This window comes from Alcanivorax sp. NBRC 101098, from assembly GCF_001010505.1.
Lineage (GTDB): Bacteria > Pseudomonadota > Gammaproteobacteria > Pseudomonadales > Alcanivoracaceae > Alcanivorax > Alcanivorax borkumensis.
Window position 1 is genome coordinate 1,098,751 of record NZ_AP014613.1, and the last position, 25,205, is coordinate 1,123,955.

The following is a 25,205-nucleotide window of genomic DNA, read 5'->3' on the forward strand; positions in this document are numbered from 1 at the left end:
CCCCGCCTTTTCAATCACTAAACTCTCACTGCTGCGACCACTGTGACGAATAACAACGATTCTTCCCTGCAAGCACAATCCCTCCGTGATCAGCTTAACGACTGGTCCTACCGTTACTATGTTCAAGATGACCCGGCGGTGCCGGATGCGGAGTACGATCGGGTATTTCGCGCACTGAAAGACCTGGAAGCGCAATACCCTGATCTAGTTACCGCAGATTCGCCCACCCAGCGGGTGGGTGATGTGCCGTTGGATGCGTTTGAGCAGGTGCAGCATGAAGTGCCGATGTTGAGCCTGGACAATGCCTTCGATGATGAGGAGCTACGGGCCTTTGATAAGCGTATTCGTGAACGCTTGGATGTGAGCGAAATCATTGATTACGTGGCCGAGCCCAAGCTCGACGGGTTGGCGGTGTCGTTGCTTTATGAGAACGGTGAGTTGGTGCGGGCGGCCACCCGCGGCGATGGGCAAACCGGTGAGAATATTACCGTGAATGCCAGAACTATTCGCTCGGTGCCTCTTAAACTGCGTGGCAATGATGTGCCTAAGCGGTTGGAAGTGCGCGGTGAAGTGGTCATGCCCCACGCTGGCTTTGAGGAGCTTAATGCTCGCCAGCAAGAGGCTGGGCTAAAGCTTTTTGCTAACCCTCGTAATGCCGCGGCAGGCAGTTTGCGGCAATTGGATTCTCGCATCACTGCCAGCCGCCCGCTGGAATTTTATGCCTACTCCATGGCCCAGCTGGAAGGCTGGGAGCATCCGCCTACCCATTCGGCCATGCTTGATGCATTACGCGACTGGGGTTTACGCGTAAACCCGGAGATTCGTGTTTGTCACGGGGTAGAGGCCTTGCTGCGTTTTTATCAGGGCATCTTGGAAAAACGCGAGCATCTGGATTACGACATTGATGGTGTGGTGTACAAGGTGAACCGCTTCGACTGGCAGGATGACCTGGGCTTTGTTAGCCGGGCGCCGCGCTGGGCCATCGCCCACAAATTTCCCGCCCAGGAAGAGCTCACCGTGCTGAACGGTGTGGATTGGCAGGTAGGCCGTACCGGGGCGCTGACGCCGGTGGCGCGGTTGGAACCGGTGCACGTGGGCGGGGTGATCGTTAGCAATGCCACGCTACACAATATTGATGAAATTCAGCGCTTGGATATTCGCATTGGCGATACCGTGGTGGTGTACCGGGCCGGCGATGTGATTCCCAAGGTGGTGCGGGCACTGCCAGAGCGACGTCCGGCAAATGCACAAGGCATTGCTTTGCCGTCGTCGTGCCCGGTGTGTGGTAGTGAAATTCTGCGTGGCCATGATCAAGTGGTGGCGCGCTGTACCGGCGGCTTGATCTGTGGCGCTCAACGGCGTGAAGCCATCAAGCATTTTGCCTCCCGCCGGGCCATGGATATTGATGGGCTGGGTGACAAGCTAGTGGATGCGCTGGTGGATCAGGAGCTGATTACCACTGTGGCCGATCTGTACCGCTTGAAAGCCGAGCAGGTGGCGGGCCTGGAGCGCATGGGGGAGAAATCGGCGGATAATCTTATTGCGGCGCTGGAAGCCTCTAAAACCGTGGGGTTAGGCCGCTTCCTGTTCGCGCTGGGGATCCTACAGATTGGTGAAGAAACCGCCAAGAATCTGGCTGACTGTTTTGGCGATCTGGATAGCATTCGCCATGCTCCGTTGTTGTTGTTGCTGGCGGTGCCGGATGTGGGTCTGGAAGTGGCCAAGGCCATCGGTGCTTTCTTTGCCGAAAGTGATAACGAGGCGGTGATCGACGGTTTGTTGGCGCAGGGGGTGAGCCCACAGGCCAGCGGAGTACCGTCTGCTGCCTTTGTGAAAAGCCTGACGTTGGCGCAATTGTTAAAGTCCGCCAAGCGATTGGGCATGAATCTTGAAGGGATTGGTGACAAGTCACTGGACATCTTGGGTAGCCATTTCCCCACGGTCGCTGAATTGAGTGCGGCGGCGGCTGAAGGGGCCGGCGCCGAACCCAAGGGCGTACGCTCCGGGGTTATGACACAGATGGCCAAGGCGTTGGCGGAAAATGACTGGCGAGGCCGGCTGCAGGATGCGGAAAAAAAGGTTGCTGATATGGCTGCCCGTGCCCCCCAGGAAATGGAAAGTCATCCTTTAGAAGGGCAGACCTGGGTACTGACCGGGACACTTGAGCAGTTTACCCGGAATCAGGCTAAACAGGCTCTACAGCAGCTGGGCGCCAAAGTGGCTGGGTCGGTGTCTAAAAATACTCGCACGGTGGTGGCAGGTGCATCTGCGGGCTCCAAACTGGCGAAAGCGGAATCGTTGGGCATTGAGGTATGCGATGAAGCTGCGCTACTGTCCCTATTGAACCAGCACGGTATTGATCCGGGAGCGTTATGAAAGTCTGGCTAACCCTGCTTTTGGTAGTACTATTTCTGAGTGGATGTGCTGCCACACCGACGCATACAGATAATGTCTGTGCGGTGTTTGATCAGCGGGGGGGCTGGTTCAATAACTGGTACAAATACGCCAAGAACACGGAAAAAGAGTACGGGGTGCCGGTGCCCGTGCTGATGGCAACGATCTACAAAGAGTCGGGGTTTAATGCTAGAGCGAAACCGCCGCGCACCAAGCTATTGGGTTTTATCCCCTGGAAACGCCCGTCGTCGGCCTATGGCTATCCTCAGGCGCTGGACGGCACTTGGAATTGGTACAAAGACGCCACCGGTCGCCGTGGCGTAAAGCGCAATGATTTCAAGGATGCGGTGCGATTTGTCGGCTGGTATCACTACCAGAGTTACAAGAAAAATGGCGTGGCCCGTAACGATACCTACAACCTTTATCTGAACTACTACGCCGGCCACGGCGGCTATGCCCGCGGCACCTGGAAAAACAACAAATGGATGAAAGGCGCCGCCCAGCGCACCGCCTCCATGGCGAACCGATATGAGCAACAAATGCAGGGCTGTGGAAGGTAATAGCGACAAGTGATGGGTTTGGAATGGTAGGAAAACCCCCTGCCTTATGACGGGGTTTGATTTGAATGGTGCTTGATTGTTACTTGTCGCGGTAAGCTAGAGTTTGTAGCTGATTTTCCCTGGGGTGTTTTTTGGATAATGAATCCATCGTTTACGGCTGCATTAAGCATTTACCGTTTGGTAATTTGCAGGAGCGTAAGACGAGTTGTTTTCAAAACCGCAAGGCCATTCGGCAATTACCGCAGGCAGACGAATGGCCGTTTCTGTGTCGGGAAATGTTTTGCGTACCCGGAGACGACTTGATGGGCGGCACCTTCCAGACTCAGGTGATTCATTTCGGTATGTCTTACCGTGCGGTGGAGTACGAGTGGGAGCACTGGATCGCTAAATTTGAATCTCTGCTCAAGAATATGTACTGGGTGAATGCGGTGGTGCACTTGGAAACTGAATTGTCCGGGTTTCATACCTTCGTGTGGGATAGTGCCGACGCGTACCACACACCCTCTGACGCGCCTTTACGGGTGCGCTGCGAATGGGCCCGAGAAGGCGTTATTTCCTGAATCTTTGCTTCAACGCTAAGGCCTGCTTGAGTGCCTGATTAGAGCCTTCCGCCTGCGCAAATAATCTTTTTCCATTTGCCATTATTTCCTCTCTTGCTGATTGCATTCTTTTTTCCTTGCTGCATAGTCAAGTGAGAAAATCATAAAAAGGTGAGGATGATGGCTCTCAATTATTCATTGCTTGATGTATTTGCTGGTGCACCATTTCAGGGCACTCAGGTGCCAGTGGTGATGTTGGATTCGGCCAACAGTAGTGATGCCAGTAAAACGGCTATTGCCGGTGAATTTCAGCAAACTGAAACCGTGTTTATCGAGCCGGGAAATGATGCTTCGCCGGTGACGGTGTTTAATAGTAAGGGTAAACAACTATTCGGTGCCCACACCATTCTGGCAGCGTCTTATGTCGCTTATGAAATGGGGCTGACAAAAGATGAAGGGGAATTTGCGTCGTTCCTGCTGAAACAAAATGAGCAGTTGATTGAGAGTTTTATTGATAAGGGCGATAGCTCGCCGGGGGCGATTCAGTTTGCGCGAGTGCTGAATCCGACAATCGACCGCTACACTCCGGAAGTTCCTCGTTTGGCGGCGGCGCTGAACATTGACGAAAAACATATTTCGTTCAGTAAGTACAAGCCGATGGTGGTGAGTGTGGACAAGCCCACGCTGATCGTGCCCTTTACTAAACCGGAACACGTACTGGCGGCGAGCCTTAACCCGGATCGCTGGTCGGATCTGTTCGGTGGTGTTTATACCTCGGAGCTTTTTCTATTCGCTCCGGGAACCATTACCGGGTTTACGGAATTTCATGGTCGGTTGCTAAACCCCTCGCTGCCCCGTGATGCGTTTCCGCCGATTGGTGCGGTGATGCCGGAGTTTATTGCCTACCTGGCAGAACAGGGCGAGACGGCGCCCGGTACCCATACCCTGTCTGTGGATCGAGGTAGCCATGAAACCCGTAAAAGCATTCTCCATGCAGAATTCGATAAGCGCCCGGGCAAAGAGGTGCGCTGCCGCATTGGCGGTAACGTGATCAAGATGGGGACGGGGTCACTGCTGTATTCGTGACCCTGAGCTTATTCGTTACCTGAACGATTTTTCAGGTAGACGATGAATGCCACGGTGGCGATGACAGTAAGAAACAGCACGAAGGCTGTGATCAGTTGGTCGAGGGTCAAATTACTGAGCATGGGGCTTCCTTGGTGTATAGGTGAAAATGTATTTTCAAATTAGCATGGTCGCTAGCGTGTTGCATGGCCAGTGACTGCCAGGCCTCTCCTGCAATGGCAGGAGGCCCGGTGTTTGGTGTTATTCAATCGCGCAGAGTGCGGCGCGGGTCTTGTCCCAGCCTAGGCAGCCATCAGTGATGGACAGGCCATGCTGAAGCGGTTTCCCTTGGCCTTGTTTACCGTCGTGGAGATGGCTTTCCAGCATGATTCCGGCGATGGCGGTTTGTCCTTGAGCTCGTTGTTGCAGCAAATTTTGTAGCACAGCAGGCTGGCGTAACGGGTCTTTACCGCTGTTGGCATGGCTGCAGTCCACGATCAGGCGTGGGTTACAACCTTTGTTCTTGAGGGCGGCAGTAGCGCGCTGCACGTTGTTGGCATCGTAGTTGGGCCCGTCGTGGCCGCCACGCAACACCAAATGGGTATCCAGATTGCCGGCGGTTTGTAGCAGCGCGCTGTGGCCGTGTTCATCCATGCCTAAGCGGGTGTGAGGATGGATCGCCGCGCCCATGGCATCACAGGCCACGTCAATGCTGCCGTCAGTGCCATTCTTGAAACCCACAGGCAGAGCCAGGCCGCTGACCATTTCCCGGTGGATCTGGGATTCTGTGGTGCGTGCCCCGATGGCGGCCCAACTAAGCAGGTCGCCTAGGTAATCTGCAGCCATGGGGTGCAGCAGCTCGGTGGCAAGCGGCAGGCCTAACCGGGCTAAGTCCAGCAACAGGTGGCGGGACACACTCAGGCCAGTGGCGATATCATTGCTGCCATCTAGATGTGGGTCGTAGAGCATGCCTTTCCAGCCCACAGTGGTGCGGGGCTTTTCCACGTAGGCTCGCATCACAATGAAGATTTTGTCGTCCAGCTGAGCCGCGAGTTCTGCTAGACGGTGCCCGTATTCCAAGGCGGACTTAGGGTCGTGAAGTGAGCATGGCCCGGTGATTACCAGCAGACGTGAATCTTTGCCATTGAGAATATTGCGAATCGTCTGACGGTGCTGTTCAATGTGTGCGGCGAGTGCGGTATTCACCGGCAAGCGCTCACGCAGTACCGCAGGGGAGGGCAGCGGCTGGCTGCGGCGTGGGGTCGCCTGGCGCTCTTGGATTAGGCTGGCGGCGTTTTCGATATGTTGTGTGCTTACCTGTTGCATGGTGTTCCCTTATTGCGGCGGCGCGTTATCGTCGCGCGTGATTCGTCGATCGCTGTTCTGTGCTGTGCAGGTTAGGCCAGCGGCTAAATCGGGTTGTCAGATCGTTCGGTTGATAGCGATACATGTTACTGGCCTCTTGGTGCTGTCTGTTGTTTGCGGCTGTATATCAGCCAATAAAAAACCCCGGGCGGGTTACCGGCCGGGGTTGGATGTGTTCGGCAGGCGTCCCTTAGCGGGCGCGCCTGAGTATCAATCAGGCGCGCGAGCGGCTAAACCAGTACCCGTAATATGACGCAGCAGACACCGCCATACCGGCCATCAGGCCAGTCAGGGTGCGTGTGTTGAACTGTGCTGCGTGCATAGTTATGTCTCTTGAATGTGCTTCATTTAAGGCTAAAGAGTAGCGGTAGCTTGAGAGAGGTGCAAGAGGCTAGGCCCATGTTGCACGATAGCCGCTGACTATTTTTTATATGGCATGGTTTGCGGGCCCACAGTAATCGCTGCGCTGTAGTCCCGCCAGGGTTGAGTGGGAGGCGGTTGTCCTCGCCTCCCATTCGGTAATACTGAGTGGCGTTTGATTCAACCCAGCTTGATGCCCTTGGCTTTGGCGACCATGGTTAGAATTTTGGTTACGTGGTCGCCACCGGTCATTATTTCGCTCGCGTTATCCATATTGCCGATTTGTTCAAAGTGGGCGGCAATACCATCCGCATTGCGCTCTTCGTCATTCAGGTAAACGCCTTCGCTTTCCATTATACGTACCATGGCGTAGCAACCAGCGCCAGCCAGCAGGATGCGATGGGTAGGGGCTTCGTTGCTTGCCAGGAACAGCACCGCCGGGGTGATTTCCTTTGGCTCCAGCATGGCCAGCACTTTAGGCGGCATCAGGTCTTCAGTCATGCGAGTGGCGGCGGTAGGAGCGATGCAGTTTATCTTGATGTTGTACTTTTCACCTTCCAAAGACAGGGTGTTCATCAGCCCGACCACTGCCAGCTTGGCGGAGCTGTAGTTGGCCTGCCCGAAGTTACCATACAGGCCGGAGGCAGAGGAGGTCATGACGATGCGGCCATAGCCCTGTTCGCGCATGATCGGCCAAACGGCCTTGCTGCAGATTTCTGAGCCGGTGAGGTGAACCGCCACGACTTTATCCCAGTCGTCCTGGGTCATCTTGACGAAGCTCTTGTCGCGAAGGATGCCCGCGTTGTTGATGAGCACATCAATGCGACCCCAGGTATCCATCACCTGTTTTACCATGGCTTCGACCTGAGCCATGTCGGAAACGTCTGCACCGTTGGCAATAGCGTCACCACCGGCAGCCTTGATTTCTGCAACCACTTGCTCGGCGGCTTCACTGGAACCACCGCTACCATCGCGAGCGCCCCCGAAATCATTCACTACCACTTTGGCGCCGAGTTTAGCCAGTTCCAACGCGTGGGATTTGCCCAGGCCATTGCCCGCGCCGGTGACGATGGCCACCTGATTATCAAAACGGATTGTCATGGGTTATCTCTCTAAATTTTTTGAGTTGAAAAGTGCAAAATTCAAAGTTGAAACGCAAGTAACGGCATTGTCGAGTGACGGATTGTCACCCCGTGAAACAGGCACTAATGTGCGGCATGTTTCAGCTTAATAGCGCGTTCTCTTGCGATTTAAACGTTGAACGTTTAACTCGGTACTACCGCCAGGCTTAACCACTGCGCCATCAAGGCAGGCTTTTCCTGACCTTCAATTTCAACTTTGACACCGTGGCGCAGCTGCCATTCTTGGTCGGAGCGCTGCTTCACTTCCATCAAAGTGAAGGATCCTCGAATCTTACTTCCTTCGCGGACCGGGTTCATGAAGCGGACCTTGTCGAAGCCATAGTTGATGCCCATGACTTGCCCCTTGATGGTAGGCAGTACGTCCATAGCCATGGCCGATAGCATTGACAGAGACAGAAAGCCATGGGCAATGGTGGCACCAAAGGGGCTTTCCTTGGCGGCGCGCTCCGGGTCGGTATGGATCCATTGCGGGTCTTCGGTGAGTTCAGCGAAGCCATCGATGCGTTGCTGGTCGACGGTACGCCACTGGGATGTGCCAACGCTTTTGCCAATGTTCGCCTGCAGCTCTTCAAGGGTGGTTTGCTGTTTGCTCATAATGCTTTCCCGTTGGTGGCCCGGTAAGTAGCACCCGAGATCCACTCTCCAAAATGTCTTTTAGAAGAAGGAGTATGTGGGTGACCTAATCAGTCGTAAAGGATGAAAGGCGCCATTAAGGGCGAAAAATATGTCATGGCTTGCTGTGTGGCCAATGGTGTATCCCTGACGCTATTTTAAACATTAGAAGCAAGCGGTTTTTTAGGAAGAAATTATTAATAAACAATAGCCTAGGGTGGCTGGTGAGAGCGATTCTGATGGGCTTGCATAACACACTACCGCTGAGCAGCGTGACCCGTTAACCGGCTTGTCGGCCCCTGGTAATCAGTGCGAAACCCTATTCATAGTGGTGCTTGGAGAGGGTAAGCGTTAAGGAAGGAGCGTTGCTGGTGGCACGACAAAGCGTGATGAAGAAACCATTGAGTGCGAAGGCGCTTTAACCGGCAGCTGGCGCGCTGCCTCTCCTAAACAAGCTCATCTCCTCTGGGCTTGGTTACCCCGCCGTTCTGCTCTTCTAGGCTGGCCCCAAAATATTCTGGCACTTTCGATAACAGGGCATAGAACTTCAAAATTGCAGCCTCTGTGTCTTGAAGGGAGGCGCCATAATGAATGGTGTTTATTCACGGGGATGAAGAATATCAATTTCACTAACTAATGGCGCTAATCTAATCTGGTTGAATATTATTTTGAGCCGAGGATACACGCATGGCCCAGTTTTACCTTGTCCGCCACGGGCAAGCATCGTTCGGTACCGATAATTACGATCGCCTTTCCGAACTGGGTCACCAGCAAGCTCGCTGGCTGGGTGAGTATTTTGCCGAACGGGATATGGGCTTTGATGCCCTTGTGTGCGGTGATCTGGTACGGCATCGGGAAACGGGAGCCGGTATTTGTGAAGGCCTGGGTGTGGCCTTACCCGAAGACATTCAGTCCGGCCTTAACGAATTCGATTTCCAGTCACTGGTGAATGCCTACCTGGCTCAGCACCCGGACCAGGTGCCTAGCGAAGGTGCTCCGGTGGCGGCCTTTTACAAGGCCTTGAAAACGGCCATGAAACACTGGCGAATGGATACGCTGACCGGCGATCTGCCGGAAAGCTGGCAGGGCTTCTCTGACCGGGTTGCTGCCGCCCGCGATCACATCCAGCAGCAGTACAACGATAAGGACCGGTTGCTGATTGTCAGCTCTGGTGGTGCCATGGCCATGTTCATCAAACATATTCTTGGCGCGTCGGACGAGGCCGTAGTGGAGCTGAATCTGCAGATTCGTAACAGTAGTGTGAGCCACGGTTTTTTTAATCAAAAGGTGGTGCGTATGGCTAGTTTTAATAACGTGCCGCATCTAGATCGCCCTGACCGTTTCGACGCGATCACTTACTACTAATTTTCGTGCTTTGTGCTCCAACCTTGTACGCGCTGCATCGCATTTAACGCAGCCACGAGACTGCAGGAGCAAACGGGTAATAGGGAGAGCGTCATGGATTTTCAGTACACAGAAAAAATGCAGACATTGATCACTCAGGTGCGTGATTTTATTAACAACGAAATCCGCCCGGCGGAAAACGTGTATTACGAGCAGCTGGCAAAGAGCCCGTGGGAAACGCCGCCGATCATGGATGAACTGAAAGAAAAGGCCCGAGCTAAAGGGTTATGGAACCTGTTTTTGCCTACAGAGTACGCAGAGTACAGCGCAGGCTTAAGTAACCTGGAGTATGCGCCGCTGGCAGAAGAAATGGGGCGCTGTCGTATTGCATCCGAAGCGTTTAACTGTGCTGCTCCGGATACTGGCAATATGGAGGTGCTGGCAAAATACGGCAACGATGCTCAGAAAGAACAGTGGTTGTTGCCGTTGTTGGAAGGCCGTATTCGTAGTGCCTTCGCCATGACCGAGCCGCAAGTGGCGTCCTCTGACGCGACTAATATCGAAACGCGTATAACGGAAGATGGCGACGATTACATCATCAACGGCCGTAAGTTTTATATCAGCGGCGCCATGCGAAAAACCTGCGAAATTATGATTGTCATGGGCAAGAGCAGCCCGGATAACCCCAACCGCCACCAGCAGCAATCCCAGATTTTGGTGCCTACCAATACCCCCGGGGTCAACATTGTTCGCCCGATGCAGGTATTTGGTTACAACGATGCACCCGAAGGCCATGCCGACGTTATTTTCGACAATGTGCGTGTGCCCAAGGCCAATATAATTCTCGGTGAAGGGCGGGGTTTCGAAATCGCTCAGGGGCGCCTGGGTCCGGGCCGGATTCACCACTGCATGCGTATGATCGGCGCGGCTCAGGAGGCGTTTGAGATGATGTGCAAGCGGGTAAACCAGCGTGAAGTGTTCGGTGCGCCCATGAGCAAGCAGGGCTCGGTGCGCGAAGATATCGCCAAATCTTACTGCGAGATTGAGCAGGCACGGTTGCTGACGCTGAAAGCCGCAGACGCCATGGATCGCTCAGGTAACAAAGACGCGAAGGATTTGATCGCTATGATCAAGGTGGTTGCGCCTAATATGGCGTTAAATGTTATCGACCGGGCGATTCAGATCCACGGTGCCGTGGGCTTGAGCCAGGATACGCCGTTGGTTCACTTCTTTAGCTACGCGCGCACTCTGCGTCTGGCCGATGGCCCGGATCAGGTGCACATGATGCAGTTGGGCCGGAACATGGCTAAACAATTCGCCTGATTTCAGGTGTGGCCCGCAGCGTCAATCGCGTTCTGGGTGTTGCTTTTTGCGCAGCAGAAAAAAGAAGAACAGTAGGAGGGCTCCATGTCCCAGATAGATACACAGAAACTGGCTGAGTATTTTGAGCAGCATATCGAGGGCTTCAAGGGTCCCATTGAAGCGGAGAAATTCGAGGGGGGGCAGTCCAACCCTACCTTCAAGATTACGGCCGCCTCTGGCTCCTATGTGCTGCGCCGTCAGCCGCCGGGCAAACTGCTCAAGTCCGCCCATGCGGTGGATCGCGAATTCCGGGTTATGGCCGCGTTGAAAGACACCGATGTACCGGTGCCCAATGTGCTGCACCTGTGCGAAGACCGTGATGTTATCGGCTCCATGTTCTATGTGATGGAGTTTTGCGAAGGACGCATTCTCTGGGATGCGGCGCTTCCCGAGGCGGGAGAGGGCGATGCCGCAAATGCGGCACGCCGCGAGATGTACTCGCAAATGAACCGGGTGCTGGCGGCCATTCACAGTGTGGACCTGGAGGCCGTAGGCCTGACTGATTACGGTAAGCCGGGCAGTTATTTTGAACGTCAACTCGACCGCTGGACCCAGCAGTACGACGCGTCCAAATTGCAGGAAATTGCGGCCATGGATTCGCTGATCGCCTGGTTACAGACCCATCAACCAGAGGATGACGGCCAAGTGTCACTGGTGCACGGTGATTACCGCTTGGACAACTTGATGTGGCACCCGCAAAAGCCGCAAGTCATGGCGGTGCTGGATTGGGAGTTATCCACCTTGGGCCATCCACTGGCGGATCTGGCGTATCAGTGTATGGGTATGCGAATGCCTCAACGAGGCGCCAAGATGGCCGGTCTGCAAGGCAAAGACCGTACTGCGTTGGGTATTCCTACTGAAAAAGAATACGTGGCCATGTATTGCGAGCGCCGTGGTATTGCCCATATCGACAATTGGGAATTTTATCTGGCATTCAGTTTTTTCCGCCTTGCGGCCATTTGCCAGGGAGTCGCGAAAAGGGCTCAAGACGGTAATGCCTCCAGCAAGCAGGCCTCTCAAGTAGGTGCTCTGGTCGAGCCACTGGCCTCCATGGCCATGCAAATTATTAATGAAGGGGCATAAAGCCACGGCAAGCTGCAAGCGAAAAGGAAAGCCGGGCGGCAATGTGGCTACTGTGCTTTCGAATAGCCGCAGGCTATGGGGCTTGCGGCTTATGGCCTTTTTTCGGGAGAGAAATAATGAGTACCGATCTTTTTAATCTTGAGGGCAAGGTTGCTCTGGTGACCGGCGCGAGCCGGGGTATTGGCGAAGAAATTGCCCGCCTGTTGGCAGAGCAGGGCGCCCATGTGATTGTGTCCAGCCGTAAGATTGATAGCTGTCAGGTCGTTGCCGATGCCATTAAGGCAGACGGTGGCAGCGCAGAAGCTTTTGCTTGTCATGTGGGCGAGCTGGCGCAAATTGAAGCGGTGTTTTCCCATATCCGTAAGGTGCACGGAAAACTCGATATTTTGGTAAACAATGCCGCGGCTAATCCATTTTTCGGGCATATTCTTGATACCCCGGTGGACGCCTTCGATAAGACCGTGGATGTGAACTTACGTGGTTACTTCTACATGTCCGTGGAAGGGGGCAAGTTGATGCGCGAAAACGGCGGTGGCGCTATCGTCAATACTGCTTCGGTGAATGGTCTGACCCCGGGCGAAGGCCAGGGGGTGTATTCCATTTCTAAAGCTGCCGTGATCAGCATGACCAAGGCGTTTGCCAAAGAGTGTGCGCAATTCAACGTGCGAGTGAATGCGTTGCTGCCGGGGCTGACTAAAACCAAGTTCGCCGGTGCCCTGTTTGCCAACGAAGATATCTATAAACAGGCCCTGAGCCAAATCCCCATGCGTCGTCACGCGGAACCCAAAGAAATGGCCGGCACGGTCCTTTATCTAGTCTCTGATGCTGCCAGCTTCGTGACAGGTGAGTGTGTTGTGGTTGATGGCGGCTTTACGATTTAACACTCACGTTGCTATCAAACCGTTATAGGTCTTCGCTTTTAGGGGGCAAAACGCGGGTAGGGTGCTCCGGTGCTCTCGGTGCGGTGAGGCTAGGTAGATTTTTAGTGTATCTGCCTGTTTTCCGTTTTGCTGCCTTCGTTTGTGCCCAGATAAGGGAAGGCCTACAGCGGCTTTTTGTAAGCAGATGGATGCCCAAGGCGGGTCAAGAGTGTTGTTTTACCGCTTTCGGTGCAGGAGGAAGTAATGGATCCAATTCTCGATTTTACCGGCAAGACGGCGTTGATCACCGGTGCGGCCAGCGGTTTTGGCAAATTACTGGCACAAGAACTGGGTAAGCGCGGTGCCGCGCTGGTATTGGGCGATATCAATATGGATGCCCTTAACCCGTTGGCAGACACACTGGCTGAGCAGGGCGTTAAAGTTGCCGCACTGCGCTGTGACGTGTCCAGTGAGGCGGATTGTAAAGCCATGGTGGATGCGGCGCTGTCTCAGTTCGGTCACCTGGACTTGGCTGTGAACAATGCGGGTATTGCCCACGGTTTTATTCCGTTTACGCAATTGAGCGAAGAAGTGCTGGATCAGCAGATGAACGTGAACGTTAAAGGCGTGATGTTCGGCATGAAGCACCAAATCGATGCCATGAAGGTGGGCGGCGGCAGTATCGTCAACGTGAGTTCCATGGCGGGGTTAGGTGGTGCGCCTAAAATAGGGGCCTACTCGGCGGCCAAGCATGCGGTGATTGGGCTCACACGCACAGCAGCAGTGGAATATGCCAAGCGCAACATTCGCGTGAATGCGATCTGCCCGTTTTATACTCATACACCGATGCTGGATGAAGGTGAGCTAGCAAAAAACAGGGAACAGGTGCATGCCATGCTTGCCTCCGGTTGCCCAATGAAGCGACTGGGACAGCCCTCTGAGATTGTTGCAGCCATGCTCATGCTGCTGTCGCCGGCCAACAGCTATATGAGTGGCCAGGCCCTTGCTGTGGATGGTGGTGTATCCGCGTTTTGATTTGCCGTTTTGGGTTCGGCTTGTGGGCTTGTTTGAAGGTTAACGGGGGGGCTTTCGGCGTGTATGCGCCTTCTTTTAGGCTGGTTAGCAAGCTATGCCCCATTTGGGGCATAGTGCAGGCACTTTTGAAGGCATGTTGGTTGCCGTCGATTAAAGTGCAAAAAACGACGGCGCGCCAGCCGGAGTACCCTGAAGGCTATGTAAGCATACAGGGCGCTTTTCAACGGCTCTTTAGTGCGTTTTTTTACCTTTACCTTTGCGCTGGGTTGCCTGGGCATGTTGCTCGGTGAGCAGGCCGTTCGGTCCAAACAGTTTTTCTCGCCATTCCTCCAGTAACGCATCGGTGTCGTGCTGGGAAGGGTGGAAATCTCGTTTAAAGAAATCTAGGTACTGGGGCGTTAATTTGGTGAACAACCCTTTGCGACCGAACAAAAAGGTGAGGCCTTTCCAGTTACTTTTCAGATCAAACAGGCGACCGTCTGAGGCCAACATGCGTGCCTGGAAGGCGGCCATTACGGTGAAGAAAAGGACGGTGGTTGGGATCATAGCACCAGTACGAATGGCGTAGCTGCCGCTGACTTTCTCATAGACATCGTAGGCCACGGTTTTGTGTTCGTTTTCTTCCAGCGCATGCCATAACCACAGTTTTAACGTGGTTTCATCAATGAGTTTTTTCTGATGCTCGTCTTCACGTAGCAGCTGTTCAGCGATGATGGCAGTGTAATGTTCCAGGCACACCGTGGTGGCTAGCTGGAAAATTTTTGGGGTACGTTTTTGCATCAGGCCGATCAGTTTGCCCAGGGATTTGTCCAGCTTGTCCGTGGGGTAGCCGAATTTCATGCCCATATTGTTCCAGGCTTCATGCTCTTTACTGTGCATGGCTTCTTGGCCAATAAATCCGGCCACCTGTGCTTTCAGTGTGCTGTCGGTAATTTCTTTACGGTAATGACGCACGGAATCTACGAAGAAAGCTTCGCCTTTTGGGAACAGGGTGGACATGCTCAACCAGAACGCGCTCAGAAAGGGGTCGTTATCGTAGAAGTACCGAACGGATGTTTTGTCATCAAATTCAAAGTCGAGCCGACGGGGTGGAATATCCACGGTGGCCCCCAACGGCACTTTCTGGGCCTTCGCTTGGCCTGACTCAATGGTGGTGGATGCTGTTGTTGTCATGGTGTACTCCTGTCCCTGGCGGCAGAGTCGCCGCTGAATTCATACTGTTACATTACTCAATGTAATGAATGTTCAGGGTTAGAGTAGGTGAGGTAAATGGCATTTTCGCGCCCGGGTCGGGGCTAGAGGGCCAATCAGCCACGCTGAGCGTGCAATTGGACCCCCTCTGCGAGTGCACAAAACAAGGTTTTTGATTGTCCATTGAGGACGAAGGCGTTAGCTGGGTAGGAACAGGGATTTGGTTTCCAGAAACTCTTCAAAGCCGAAGCGGCCCCATTCCCGGCCAATCCCGGATTGTTTGTAGCCACCGAAGGCGGCTTGTATATCCGGGCCCGCTCCATTGATATGGACATTGCCAGTGCGCAGGCGAGCGGCGATCTGTCGGGCTTGGGAATCGTCCCCGAACACATAACCGGAAAGGCCGTAGTCGGAATCGTTGGCGATGTCGACGGCGTTCTCGAGAGTGTCGTAGGGAATCATCACCAGCACGGGACCAAAGATTTCCTCTCGGGCAATGGTCATCTGGTTGTTTACTTCACTGAACACGGTGGGGCGGGCGAAGTAGCCTTTGTCGATACCCTCGGGCTTACCGGTGCCGCCGGCTACTAATTTGGCGCCTTCTTGTTGGCCTTTCTCGATCATGGTTTGTACCCGTTGGTACTGACGGCGGTTGGCGATTGGACCCATTACGGTCGCGTCATCGGAGGGATCGCCAACCACTATGGCGTCGCAGACTTGAGCGGCAATCTGTTCGGCTTGCGCTAGTTGATCCTCCGGTACCAGCATCCGTGATGGCGCATTACAGCTCTGCCCTGTGTTGGCCATCATTGCCCGCACCCCGTGGGTGACGGCCTGTTCTAGGTCACAGCCTGGCAGCAAGATATTGGCGGACTTACCGCCCAGCTCCAGAGACACGCGTTTAATGGTGCTGGCCGCTTCCCGGCTCACGGATTCCCCCGCTCGGGTGGAGCCGGTAAGGGATACCACATCAATGCGAGGGTCACTGGATAGCAATGGCCCCACGGCGGCACCGTCGCCATAGACCATATTGAAAACCCCGGCGGGGAGATCCGCTTCATCAATAATCTGTGTGAGCAGGTTGGCTGACAGCGGGGCAAATTCACTGGGCTTGAGCACCATGGTGCAGCCTGCGGCCATGGCCGGAGCGACCTTGCACATGATCTGGTTCATGGGCCAGTTCCACGGTGTAATCAAGGCGCACACTCCTGCGGCTTCACGGCGAATTAGCGACTGGCCGACGGCTTCTTCGAAAGGGAACTCCCGCGCTATGGCTAGGGCGGTCTTCAGATGGGCAAGCCCCATAGGGGCCTGTACCTTGCTCGCCAAAGTGATCGGTGCGCCCATTTCCTGGCTAATCGCTTCCGCCATTTGGGGTAGATGAGCCTGGTAAGCTTCCAGTATTTTTTCCATGTACCCCAGCCGCTTTTCCAGCGGCAGGGCGGACCAAGAGGGGAAAGCTTGGTGAGCGGCGGCGATGGCTGCATCAATATCCGCGGCTTGGGCCAATGGCAGGGTGGCAATCTGTTCTTCATTCGCAGGGTTGATAACGGCGTGGGTAGTGGCTTCCTCTGTGGGAGAGACCCAACGGCCGTTAATGTAGAACTGCTGCAACGTGTCCATGGAGAGGTCCTTTTGTTGGTCTTCCATTGAGTATGGAGGGTCAACACTACAATAGTGGCATGTAATTTTAAAAAACGGTGTTGGTTCTTCCCTGCGGAATTTGGGCCCCGCCTGAAAGAGGTGGTGCGGCAAGTGGATAAGATGATGCGAGGCCGCAGCTGGAAAATGGGCATGCGGTTGGTGTGCTAGCGTCAGCGAAACAGAAAATGAACATGAGACTAGGAGTGAAGCTCTGCGTGCTGAGAGACTTTCCCGGGGCGATGCCGATGCCTGATTGTATGTAGGCTGCTCTCTGTAGAGGTGGCTTCATGCGGTGTGCTGAGCACGCGGCTGACCCTCGGCGAAGACATTTACGTTGACGTAGGAATAGTTTTTTTGCGCGTTATTGCTCCTAGGTTTGCGCCCCGAGGGGCGCGTTGTCAAAACGGCTATCATTCAGCGCAATTGCCGCAGCAGCGACGGCCTACGGTGCCGCCATCAGCTTGCGTTGTTGGCCAGATTAGTCACATGGCGGTGTCATCTTCTGGCACAACGGTTGCTTCTGAGCTGCGTTAGCGGCTGGCCACATGGGTGGGCTGTTGCGCATCCCAGCCACCACCCAAGGCGCGGTAAAGCTCGGTTTCGTTGGTCAACTGCTGCAGTTTTAGCGTCACTAGCTGTTGGCGGGCCGAGAGCAGAGTGCGTTGGGCGTCCAACACCGCAAGGTAATCATCTGCGCCTTGTTCGTAGCGTTGCTGTGACAACGTCAGGGACTGCTCAGTGGCGGTGACTAGTGCCTGTTGAGCCTGCTGTTGGCGAGCCAGAGTGTCGCGGGCTTGCAGCGCATTAGCGACTTCCTGAAAGGCGGTTTGTATGGCTTTCTCGTAGCTGGCCACGGCTTGATCTTGACGAACTTCGGCTAGATCCAGATTGGCCCTGTTACGGCCCCCGGAGAAAATGGGTAGGGAAATACTGGGGATGAATGACCAAGCTTTGGAGCCGCTGTCGAACAGGCCGGACAGTTCGCTACTCATGGTGCCATAGGCGCCGGTGAGTTGAATGCTTGGGAAGAAGGCGGCTCGGGCGGCACCAATATTGGCATTGGCGGCCCGCAGCTGATGCTCGGCTTGTTGTACGTCCGGTCGCTGGGTGAGTAGTGCTGAGGGTAGGCCTTGCGGAACTGGTGCGACGAGGGCCAAGGCATCGTTGTCCAAGTTCACCGATTTCAGGGTGGGCAGTGGCCCGCCGACCAGTACGGCTAAGGCGTTATAGTCTTGATCCACCTGGCGTTCAAAGCTGGCCAGATTGGCGCGGGCTTCCTGCAAGGCAATTTGTGCTTGGCGCACATCCAGCTCGGATCCCAAACCGCTCTCGTATCGGCGTTCAATCAATGCCAGAGAGTCCTCCTGTGCGACCACGGTTTCGCGACTGATTGCCAAGTTTTGGCGATCACTAACCAGGGTTAAGTAGCTTTGTGCCACTTGGGCAACCAGCGCCAGTTGGGTGCTGCGCTGGGCTTCTTCGCTGGCCAGATATTTTTCCAGCGACGCATCTTTCAGGCTGCGTACCCGGCCAAACAGATCCAGTTCCCAGGCGGTAACGCCAACTTGCACACCGTATTGATCCGATAATGTGGAATGGCCGGTGCCGGACAGGTCTGAGGGCAGACGCTGACGGGAACCGCTGGCGTCCACGGATAGGTTTGGGTACAGGTCTGCACGCTGGATTTGGTACTGGGCGCGCAGGGCGGCCACATCGAGTACGGCGATGCGCAGATCTCGGTTGTTATCCAATGCGCTTTGAATCAGCTGTTGCAATTCCGCGCTCTGATAAAGGCTGGACCAGCTGGGCAGGGTTAGCTCGCTGGCACTATTGCCGTTGGCTTCGCCCAGTTGCGCAGGGACGGGAGAGAGTGGTTGTTGATAGCTGGGGGCGAGGGTGCAGCCACCCAGCATCAGCCCGCCCAGAAGGGCGAGCGTCAGTGGGTTACGGGTCATCAGTATTACTCCGCGTGGACTTATTCTTTGCCTTTCTTCTTGCCGTCGAGGGGCACGCCGGATAGTTTGCGCACCGCCACGTAGAACAGCGGAATGAAGAAGATGGCGAGGACGGTGGCGGTGAGCATTCCGCCGAATACCCCGGTACCGATGGCGTTACGAGCACCGGCACCAGCACCAGTACTGATCATCAGTGGGGTTACCCCGAGCATGAAGGCCAGTGAGGTCATCAGGATCGGGCGCAGCCGCATGCGCACGGCTTCTAGGGTGGCCTTGAGCAAGTGCTCGCCTTTTTGCTCCAGCTCCAGCGCGAATTCCGCAATCAGAATGGCGTTTTTCGCCGAGAGGCCGATGGTGGTTAACAGCCCCACCTGGAAGAAGACGTCGTTGTTCAGGTCACGGAAGGTAGCGGCCAGTACCGCACCGAGAATGCCCAGAGGGACCACCAGCATTACCGCGAATGGAATCGACCAGCTTTCATACAGGGCCGCCAGACAGAGGAATACTACTAATAGTGAGATGACATACAGCGCAGGGGCCTGGTCACCAGACTGACGTTCCTGGTAGGACATTCCGGTCCATTCGAAGCCGAACCCGGCGGGCAGCTTAGCGGATAGTTCTTCCATGGCATCCATGGCGTCGCCTGTACTGTAGCCGGGTGCCGCGTTGCCTTGGATGTTCACCGACGACACACCGTTATAGCGTTCTAGCTTGGGAGAACCATACGTCCAGTGGCCCGTGGCAAAGGTGGAGAACGGCACCATTTTCCCTTGGTTATTACGCACAAACCAGTCGTTGACGTTTTCCGGTAGCATGCGGTAGGGGGCATCGGCCTGCACATACACTCGTTTTACCCGGCCCCGGTCGACAAAGTTATTGACGTAGCTGGAGCCCCAGGCGATTTGCAGAGTGCTGTTAATGTCGCTGATGGACAGCCCTAGCGCTTTGGCTTTCTGCTGGTCAATATCGATTTGGTACTGCGGGCTGTCTTCCAAACCATTGGGGCGTACCCCGGCCAGTCGAGGATCTTGGGCGGCCATGCCGAGCATCTGGTTACGAGCCTGAATCAGCGCTTCGTGCCCTTGACCAGACTGGTCAAGCAGCTGGAAGTCGAACCCGCTGGCGTTGCCCAGTTCAGGAATCGATGGCGGATTCAGTGCAAACATCATCGCTTCGCGAATGGTGGAGAAATAGCCCATGGCGCGGGCAACCACATTGTCGGCGCCGTCCACGGACAGATCCCGTTCTGACCAGTCCTTCAGGTTCACGAACGCCATGCCGGCGTTCTGGCCGCGGCCGGTGAAACTGAAGCCGGCCACCGTGAACAGGCCATCCACAGCGGAGGCCTCTTCATTTAGATAATAGTCCTCCATTTTTTCCAGCACTTTGACTGTCTGCTCTTGGGTTGAGCCCGCTGGCAGGGTCACTAGGGTGAACAAAATCCCCTGATCTTCTTCCGGCAGGAAGCTGGATGGAAGGCGCATGAAGCTGAAGCCGAGCACACCGACGATCACCACATAGATAAACAGGTAGCGGCCCCGGCGGCCGAGGATTTTTTCCACGCTGCCCTGATAACGACGGCTGCTCTTGTCGAAGGTGCGGTTAAACCAGCCGAAGAAGCCATGATCGGTTTGGTGCTCGCTGTCCTTGGCCTTGAGCATGGTGGCACACAGGGCCGGAGTGAGGATCAAGGCCACCAGCACGGACAGCACCATGGCGGACACAATGGTGATGGAGAACTGGCGGTAAATGGCTCCGGTGGAGCCCGGGAAAAAGGCCATGGGAACGAATACGGCTGACAGTACCAAGGCGATGCCCACCAGCGCGCCCGTAATCTGCCCCATGGATTTACGGGTAGCCTCTTTGGGCGGGAGGCCCTCCTCGTGCATCACCCGTTCCACGTTTTCCACCACCACGATGGCGTCATCTACCAGTAGGCCGATGGCCAGCACCATGCCAAACATGGTTAGGGTATTGATGGAAAAGCCGAAGGCGGCCAGCACCGCAAAGGTGCCTAGCAGAACCACGGGCACCGCTAGTGTGGGGATGAGGGTGGCGCGGAAGTTTTGTAAGAACAGATACATGACCAGGAAGACCAAGATGATGGCTTCGAACAGGGTATGTACCACTTCTTCGATGGAGATACTGACGAAGGGCGTGGTGTCGTAGGGAAACACCATTTCCATCTTATCAGGGAAGTAGGGCTGCAGTTCGGCTAGGCGGGCACGCAGTGCTTCTGCGGTGTCCAGGGCGTTGGCGCCGGTGGCTAGGCTGATGGCCAGGCCGGCGGCGGGCTGGCCGTTATAACGGCCCTGCACGTCGTAGTTCTGCGCTGCCAGTTCGACTCGGGCCACGTCTTTAAGGAACACTCGAGAGCCGTCCGGGTTTACTTTCAGCAGGATATTCTCGAATTGATCCACGTCTTCCAGGCGGGTCTGGGCGATGATGGTGGCGTTCAATTGCTGGCCTTCTACGGCCGGTGCGCCGCCCAATTGACCGCTGGCTACCTGATTATTTTGAACCTCGATTGTCTGGGTAACATCTTGGGGGGTTAAATCAAATTTATTCAGTTTGTTCGGGTCCAGCCAGACGCGCATGGCATAGGGAGAGCCGAACAGCTGGATCTGACCCACGCCGGGCACCCGGCTGACCGGGTCCTGCACATTGGAGGCCACGTAATCGGCTAGGTCAGCACGGGATAGGCTGCCATCTTCGGAGGTAAAGCCCGCCACCATCAGGAAAGAGTCTGAGGATTTGGTGACCTGCATTCCTTGTTGCTGCACTTCCTGGGGCAGCAGGGGGGTCGCCAGCTGTAGCTTGTTCTGTACTTGTACTTGCGCAATGTCCGGGTCGGTGCCGGGGGCGAACGTCAGGTTCACTGCGGCATTACCGAAAGAGTCACTGCTGGAGCTCATGTACAGCAGGTTGTCGATCCCGTTCATTTGTTGCTCGATCACCTGGGTGACCGAATCTTCCACGGTTTTCGCCGAAGCGCCGGGGTAGTTACCGGCAATGGAGACTTGCGGAGGCGCAACGGTGGGGTACTGCTCAATGGGCAGGGTGTAAATGGCCAAGGCACCGGCCATCATCATGATGATGGCAATCACCCAGGCAAAAATTGGACGGTCAATAAAAAATCTGGCCATGGGAATCCCGTTTCTCGTCGTTGCGTATTATTGCGCTGCGCTTTGTGCCTCGCCAGCGTCGCTGGCGGGGGACTGGGGTTGTTCTTGCTGTGCGGGTGCGGGCTCGACGTTGGCTTTTTCTGTGTCCACTGGGGAAACCGGAGCGCCGGGCTGAATCCGTTGCAGGCCGTCCACAATCAGGCGATCACCGTCTTTCAGTCCGTCGGCAATAAGCCACTGGTTGCCGACTGCGCGCTCAGTGCGGACTTTCACTTTTTTTACCTGATTATTGTCGTCGATCAGCATGGCGTAGGCTTGGCCGGTCGGGTCGCGGGTAATGCCTTTTTGGGGAACCAGAATGGCATCCTTGCGTTGACCTTCCGGTAGGCGGCCGCGAACGAACATGCCGGGCAGCAGTTCGCCGTCCGGGTTGGGAAATAGGGCACGCAAGGTGACTGAGCCGGTGCTTTCATCCACGGCGAATTCGGAAAATTGCAGGGCACCGGCTTCCTTATAGTGGGAGCCATCTTCGAGTATTAGGGTAATGCGTGCTTCGTCGTCGCTGACCTGTTGCAGCTCACCGGCCTGCATGGCTTGGCGCAGCTGACGCAGCTCGTTGCTTGACTGGGTCAGGTCTACGTAGATCGGGTCGAGTTGGCGAATGGTGGCCAGGGCGTTTGCCTGATTGGCGGTGACCAAAGCACCGGCGGTGACGCTGGAGCGGCCAATGCGCCCGCTGATTGGCGCTTTAATCGTGGCGTAATCCAGATTGATCTGGGCACTTTGCAGATTGGCACGTGCAGCGGCTACGGCGGCCTTGTTCTCATCCAGCTGGGCCTGAGCTTCGTCGTATTCTTGCTGGCTCACCGCTTTGTAATCCAACAGTTTCTTGAAGCGTTTGGCTCGCAAGTCGTTGGAATTCAGGGTGGCAGTGGCACGGGCCAGCTCCGCTCGGGCGCTAGCCACCGCTGCTTGATAGGTGCGTGAGTCTATTTTGTACAGCGGTTGCCCCGCGCTTACTTCTTGGCCTTCTTCAAAGAGGCGCTTTTCTATCACACCACTGACTTGGGGCCGCACTTCGGCAACCTGGTGTGCAGTGGTTCGCCCGGGCAGTTCCCGGTTCAAGGTGACGGTGGCCGCCTTGACGGTGACAAAGCCGACTTCGGGTGCTTGTTGCTGTTGTTGTTGGCCGGATTGGCCGGCATCGCCGCAGCCACTTAGCTGCAGTGCGAGTACGCCTGCTATCAGGGGGAGAATGAAACCGCTGCGCATAATCACCTCAGTGCTTGGAAACACGCTATAGCACGCCATCAGCTTGTCCATTAAAGACGGCTTGTGGTGCTTGCATGAAAAATGAATCAAGTTCAGTATATACATTCAGTAATGTATGTATAGATCTTTTGGCTAACTTGAACAAAATACTGTCAATTCCATTTGGGAGTCTCCAATGGTTCGGCGCACCAAGGCAGAAGCGATGGAAACCCGTACCCATATCTTGGATGCGGCGGAACAAGTTTTTCATCGCAAGGGCGTGTTGTCTGCCTCATTACATGATATTGCCTGTGAGGCGGGAGTGACGCGCGGAGCGATTTATTGGCACTTCAAAAATAAGCATGATGTCTTTGTGGCCATGGCGGACCGTCGGCGCTTGCCATTTGAGGCCTTAGCCCAGCGGGCAGAGGCGGATGATGAGGCGGATCCAATGGGACGCCTGCGTGAGTTTATGGTGTATTTGTTACAGCAAGTGGCTCAGGATCCGTCCCAGCGCCGGGTTTTCGAGATCATTTTTCAGAAGTGCGAGTTCAGTGATGAGAATCGGGATCTGCTATTGCGCCAGCGCGATGCGTGCAGGGATGCGTCTGACGGACTGGAAACGACTTTCAGGAATGCTATTGCCAAAGGGCAGCTGCCTGCAGGGTTAAACATTGGGCGTGCGGTGACATTGCTGCATAGCCTGCTCAATGGCGTGATCATGTATTGGTTGTTGGATCCGTCAGTTTTTGATCTGGCGGATGCCGCGCCGGATTATGTGGATACTTTCCTGTTCAGCCTGCAGCGTTCCCCCAGCCTTGTGGTTGGTGAAGGTTCTGTGTGAGAACGGCTCGCGCTTATTTTTCATGAACAAACCTCGTTTGAACTTTCGATAACCTGGGCGTATGAAACATACTCGGTGGCGTGCTGTTGTTGCCGCGGGCGTCAGGTGAGGTTCATCAGCGAGTCAGCACTTTGTATTCATCGGCGATGGGTTTGTTTGTCATGCTCGGTTTGCCGGCGTTGTTTGGGCCCCAACAAGAACGCAGCCTGTTAGGAGAATAGAGGCAATGATCCTCAAAAGCGCGGAGGCTAAGCCCCACATTGTGGTGATAGGCGCTGGTGCCATTGGTAGTTTTTATGGCGCGATCCTGAAACGGGCAGGGTGTGCGGTTAGTGTTGTGTTGCGTTCAGATTATGAGACAGTGAAAGCCTCTGGTTTCCGCTTTACTAGCCCGCTGGGTGACCTTTCGTGGACTCCAGATCATGTCTATCAGCCTGGTGAAACCCCGCTGCAAACGCCAGATTATGTGTTGTTGTGCGTCAAGGTGTTGCCGGGTGTGGACCGGGCAGAACTCGTTCGCTCTTGGTTAGGAAATCACACCGCACTGGTGCTGATTGAGAACGGCCTGGATATTGAACGTGAGCTGGCCGATGCCTTCCCCGACAATCCATTGCTAAGTTGTTTGGCATTCATTGCTGTGAGCCGCACCGGGCCGGGTACCGTTAATCACCAGGCCTATGGACAGCTGGTGATGGGGAATTTTCCAAAGGGTTTTGATCAGCACTGCGAACAGTTGGCCAATTTGTTCCGCGAGGGCGGTATCGATGTCAACGGTACTGATGCGGTGGTTGGCGAGCGTTGGCGCAAATGTGTCTGGAACACATCGTTCAATCCGTTGAGCGTGCTGGCCAACGGTGCTGATACGTTGACCATGCTTGATGCTCCAGGTGGCGAAGCGTTGATCCGCCTTATGATGAAAGAGGTGATAGCGGTGGCTGAGGCTGATGGTTACCCCATGCCCCCCGACATCATCGAGAAGAATATATCGGGGACTCGCGCCATGGGCGCATATAAAAACTCTATGGCGCTGGATTACTTGAATGATAGGCCTATCGAGCTGGAGGCCATTGTTGGCAATATAGTCGCTATCGCTGACCGTCTTGATGTGCCGGTTCCGCATTTGCGCACGGTATTGGTGACATTGCGTATACGGCAGGGGGTAGACAGCGCTCACAGCGAATAACTTAAGAATTAGCAGCAACCTGTGATTACTGTCCGTTCTCAATGTCGGTGAGCTGTTCCTTGCTTAATATGGAAACGCTTTCGGTAATGTCATCAAATAGCACAAATACCTGTTCTTTCTTCAACTGCTCACGGACCTGCTCCACCTTGGTAGCAGTGGCGATCTCGGTATCGCCGTAGTCGGTACCCTCCCGTGTCACGAACTCTTCAATCAGGTTGTGCAGTGTGTCGGGGGGCAGATCTTTCCAAGGAACAATGATTGGCATAAATAGTGTCGGGTTAAGCGGTTTAA

Annotated in this window: 20 protein-coding genes; 11 read left to right on the top strand and 9 right to left on the bottom strand. The window is 55.0% G+C overall.

The genetic code is table 11. The features are described from left to right. Positions 1-42: 42 nt before the first annotated feature. The 4 genes from ligA (at position 43) to AS19_RS05075 (ending at position 4,579) form a co-directional block, all read left to right on the top strand. Positions 43-2,376 carry an NAD-dependent DNA ligase LigA gene (gene ligA, locus AS19_RS05060; protein ID WP_046961811.1) on the top strand — a complete coding sequence of 778 codons (2,334 nt, stop codon included), beginning with the start codon at positions 43-45 and terminating at the stop codon, positions 2,374-2,376. Next, positions 2,373-2,954 (top strand): transglycosylase SLT domain-containing protein, encoded by a 582-nt coding sequence (locus AS19_RS05065; protein ID WP_011588234.1) that lies wholly within the window; start codon positions 2,373-2,375, stop codon positions 2,952-2,954. Before ligA ends, AS19_RS05065 begins: the two co-directional genes overlap by 4 nt. Before the next feature lie 131 nt (positions 2,955-3,085). Further along, entirely contained in the window at positions 3,086-3,514 is a 429-nt protein-coding gene (locus AS19_RS05070; RefSeq protein ID WP_046961812.1) for a hypothetical protein, read from the top strand. A 159-nt stretch (positions 3,515-3,673) separates the two neighbouring features. Next, positions 3,674-4,579: a PhzF family phenazine biosynthesis protein gene (locus tag AS19_RS05075; RefSeq protein ID WP_231483333.1), complete on the top strand. Its 906-nt coding sequence runs from the start codon at positions 3,674-3,676 to the stop codon at positions 4,577-4,579. Between the two features lie 240 nt (positions 4,580-4,819). Here AS19_RS05075 and AS19_RS05080 read toward each other — a convergent pair whose 3' ends face one another. From AS19_RS05080 to AS19_RS05090, 3 genes are all read right to left on the bottom strand, one after another. Beyond that, on the bottom strand, positions 4,820-5,884 hold the full coding sequence (locus AS19_RS05080) for a 3-deoxy-7-phosphoheptulonate synthase (RefSeq protein ID WP_231860979.1): 1,065 nt from the start codon (positions 5,882-5,884) through the stop codon (positions 4,820-4,822). Positions 5,885-6,463: 579 nt separating this feature from the next. Continuing rightward, a complete protein-coding gene (locus AS19_RS05085) occupies positions 6,464-7,384 on the bottom strand; it encodes an SDR family oxidoreductase (protein ID WP_011588238.1) in 921 nt (306 codons plus the stop codon). Between the two features lie 164 nt (positions 7,385-7,548). Further along, the gene (locus AS19_RS05090) at positions 7,549-8,019 is read right to left on the bottom strand and encodes a MaoC family dehydratase (RefSeq protein ID WP_046961813.1); all 471 of its coding nucleotides are present in this window, start codon (positions 8,017-8,019) and stop codon (positions 7,549-7,551) included. Between the two features lie 705 nt (positions 8,020-8,724). On the opposite strand from AS19_RS05090, the gene AS19_RS05095 reads away from it, so the two are divergent. The 5 genes from AS19_RS05095 to AS19_RS05115 all read left to right on the top strand — a co-directional run bounded on the left by AS19_RS05095 (position 8,725) and on the right by AS19_RS05115 (position 13,721). After that, positions 8,725-9,402 (top strand): histidine phosphatase family protein, encoded by a 678-nt coding sequence (locus AS19_RS05095; protein WP_011588240.1) that lies wholly within the window; start codon positions 8,725-8,727, stop codon positions 9,400-9,402. Between the two features lie 93 nt (positions 9,403-9,495). Next, positions 9,496-10,704, top strand: coding sequence for an acyl-CoA dehydrogenase family protein (locus AS19_RS05100; protein ID WP_011588241.1), 1,209 nt, complete (start codon positions 9,496-9,498; stop codon positions 10,702-10,704). 84 nt (positions 10,705-10,788) lie between these two features. Next, positions 10,789-11,826, top strand: coding sequence for a phosphotransferase family protein (locus tag AS19_RS05105; RefSeq protein ID WP_011588242.1), 1,038 nt, complete (start codon positions 10,789-10,791; stop codon positions 11,824-11,826). A gap of 116 nt (positions 11,827-11,942) precedes the next feature. Further along, positions 11,943-12,707, top strand: a complete 765-nt coding sequence (locus AS19_RS05110) for an SDR family oxidoreductase (RefSeq protein ID WP_046961814.1) — start codon at positions 11,943-11,945, stop codon at positions 12,705-12,707. 243 nt (positions 12,708-12,950) lie between these two features. Then, complete coding sequence (locus tag AS19_RS05115) at positions 12,951-13,721, top strand: SDR family NAD(P)-dependent oxidoreductase (RefSeq protein ID WP_011588244.1); 771 nt, start codon at positions 12,951-12,953, stop codon at positions 13,719-13,721. Between the two features lie 231 nt (positions 13,722-13,952). Here AS19_RS05115 and AS19_RS05120 read toward each other — a convergent pair whose 3' ends face one another. From AS19_RS05120 to AS19_RS05140, 5 genes are all read right to left on the bottom strand, one after another. Next, positions 13,953-14,894 carry a metal-dependent hydrolase gene (locus AS19_RS05120; RefSeq protein ID WP_011588245.1) on the bottom strand — a complete coding sequence of 314 codons (942 nt, stop codon included), beginning with the start codon at positions 14,892-14,894 and terminating at the stop codon, positions 13,953-13,955. 216 nt (positions 14,895-15,110) lie between these two features. After that, a complete protein-coding gene (locus tag AS19_RS05125; protein WP_011588246.1) occupies positions 15,111-16,535 on the bottom strand; it encodes an aldehyde dehydrogenase family protein in 1,425 nt (474 codons plus the stop codon). 551 nt (positions 16,536-17,086) lie between these two features. Continuing rightward, the gene (locus tag AS19_RS05130; protein ID WP_011588247.1) at positions 17,087-18,511 is read right to left on the bottom strand and encodes an efflux transporter outer membrane subunit; all 1,425 of its coding nucleotides are present in this window, start codon (positions 18,509-18,511) and stop codon (positions 17,087-17,089) included. Between the two features lie 20 nt (positions 18,512-18,531). After that, complete coding sequence (locus AS19_RS05135; protein WP_011588248.1) at positions 18,532-21,657, bottom strand: efflux RND transporter permease subunit; 3,126 nt, start codon at positions 21,655-21,657, stop codon at positions 18,532-18,534. A gap of 27 nt (positions 21,658-21,684) precedes the next feature. Next, positions 21,685-22,947, bottom strand: coding sequence for an efflux RND transporter periplasmic adaptor subunit (locus tag AS19_RS05140; RefSeq protein WP_231860980.1), 1,263 nt, complete (start codon positions 22,945-22,947; stop codon positions 21,685-21,687). A gap of 136 nt (positions 22,948-23,083) precedes the next feature. Between AS19_RS05140 and AS19_RS05145 the strand changes: the two genes are divergently transcribed. Both AS19_RS05145 and AS19_RS05150 read left to right on the top strand, forming a co-directional pair. Then, a complete protein-coding gene (locus tag AS19_RS05145; protein WP_011588250.1) occupies positions 23,084-23,731 on the top strand; it encodes a TetR family transcriptional regulator in 648 nt (215 codons plus the stop codon). Between the two features lie 226 nt (positions 23,732-23,957). Continuing rightward, complete coding sequence (locus tag AS19_RS05150) at positions 23,958-24,914, top strand: ketopantoate reductase family protein (RefSeq protein ID WP_011588251.1); 957 nt, start codon at positions 23,958-23,960, stop codon at positions 24,912-24,914. A 25-nt stretch (positions 24,915-24,939) separates the two neighbouring features. On the opposite strand, the gene AS19_RS05155 is transcribed toward AS19_RS05150, so the two are convergent. Further along, complete coding sequence (locus tag AS19_RS05155) at positions 24,940-25,179, bottom strand: YheU family protein (RefSeq protein WP_011588252.1); 240 nt, start codon at positions 25,177-25,179, stop codon at positions 24,940-24,942. Positions 25,180-25,205 lie beyond the last annotated feature (26 nt).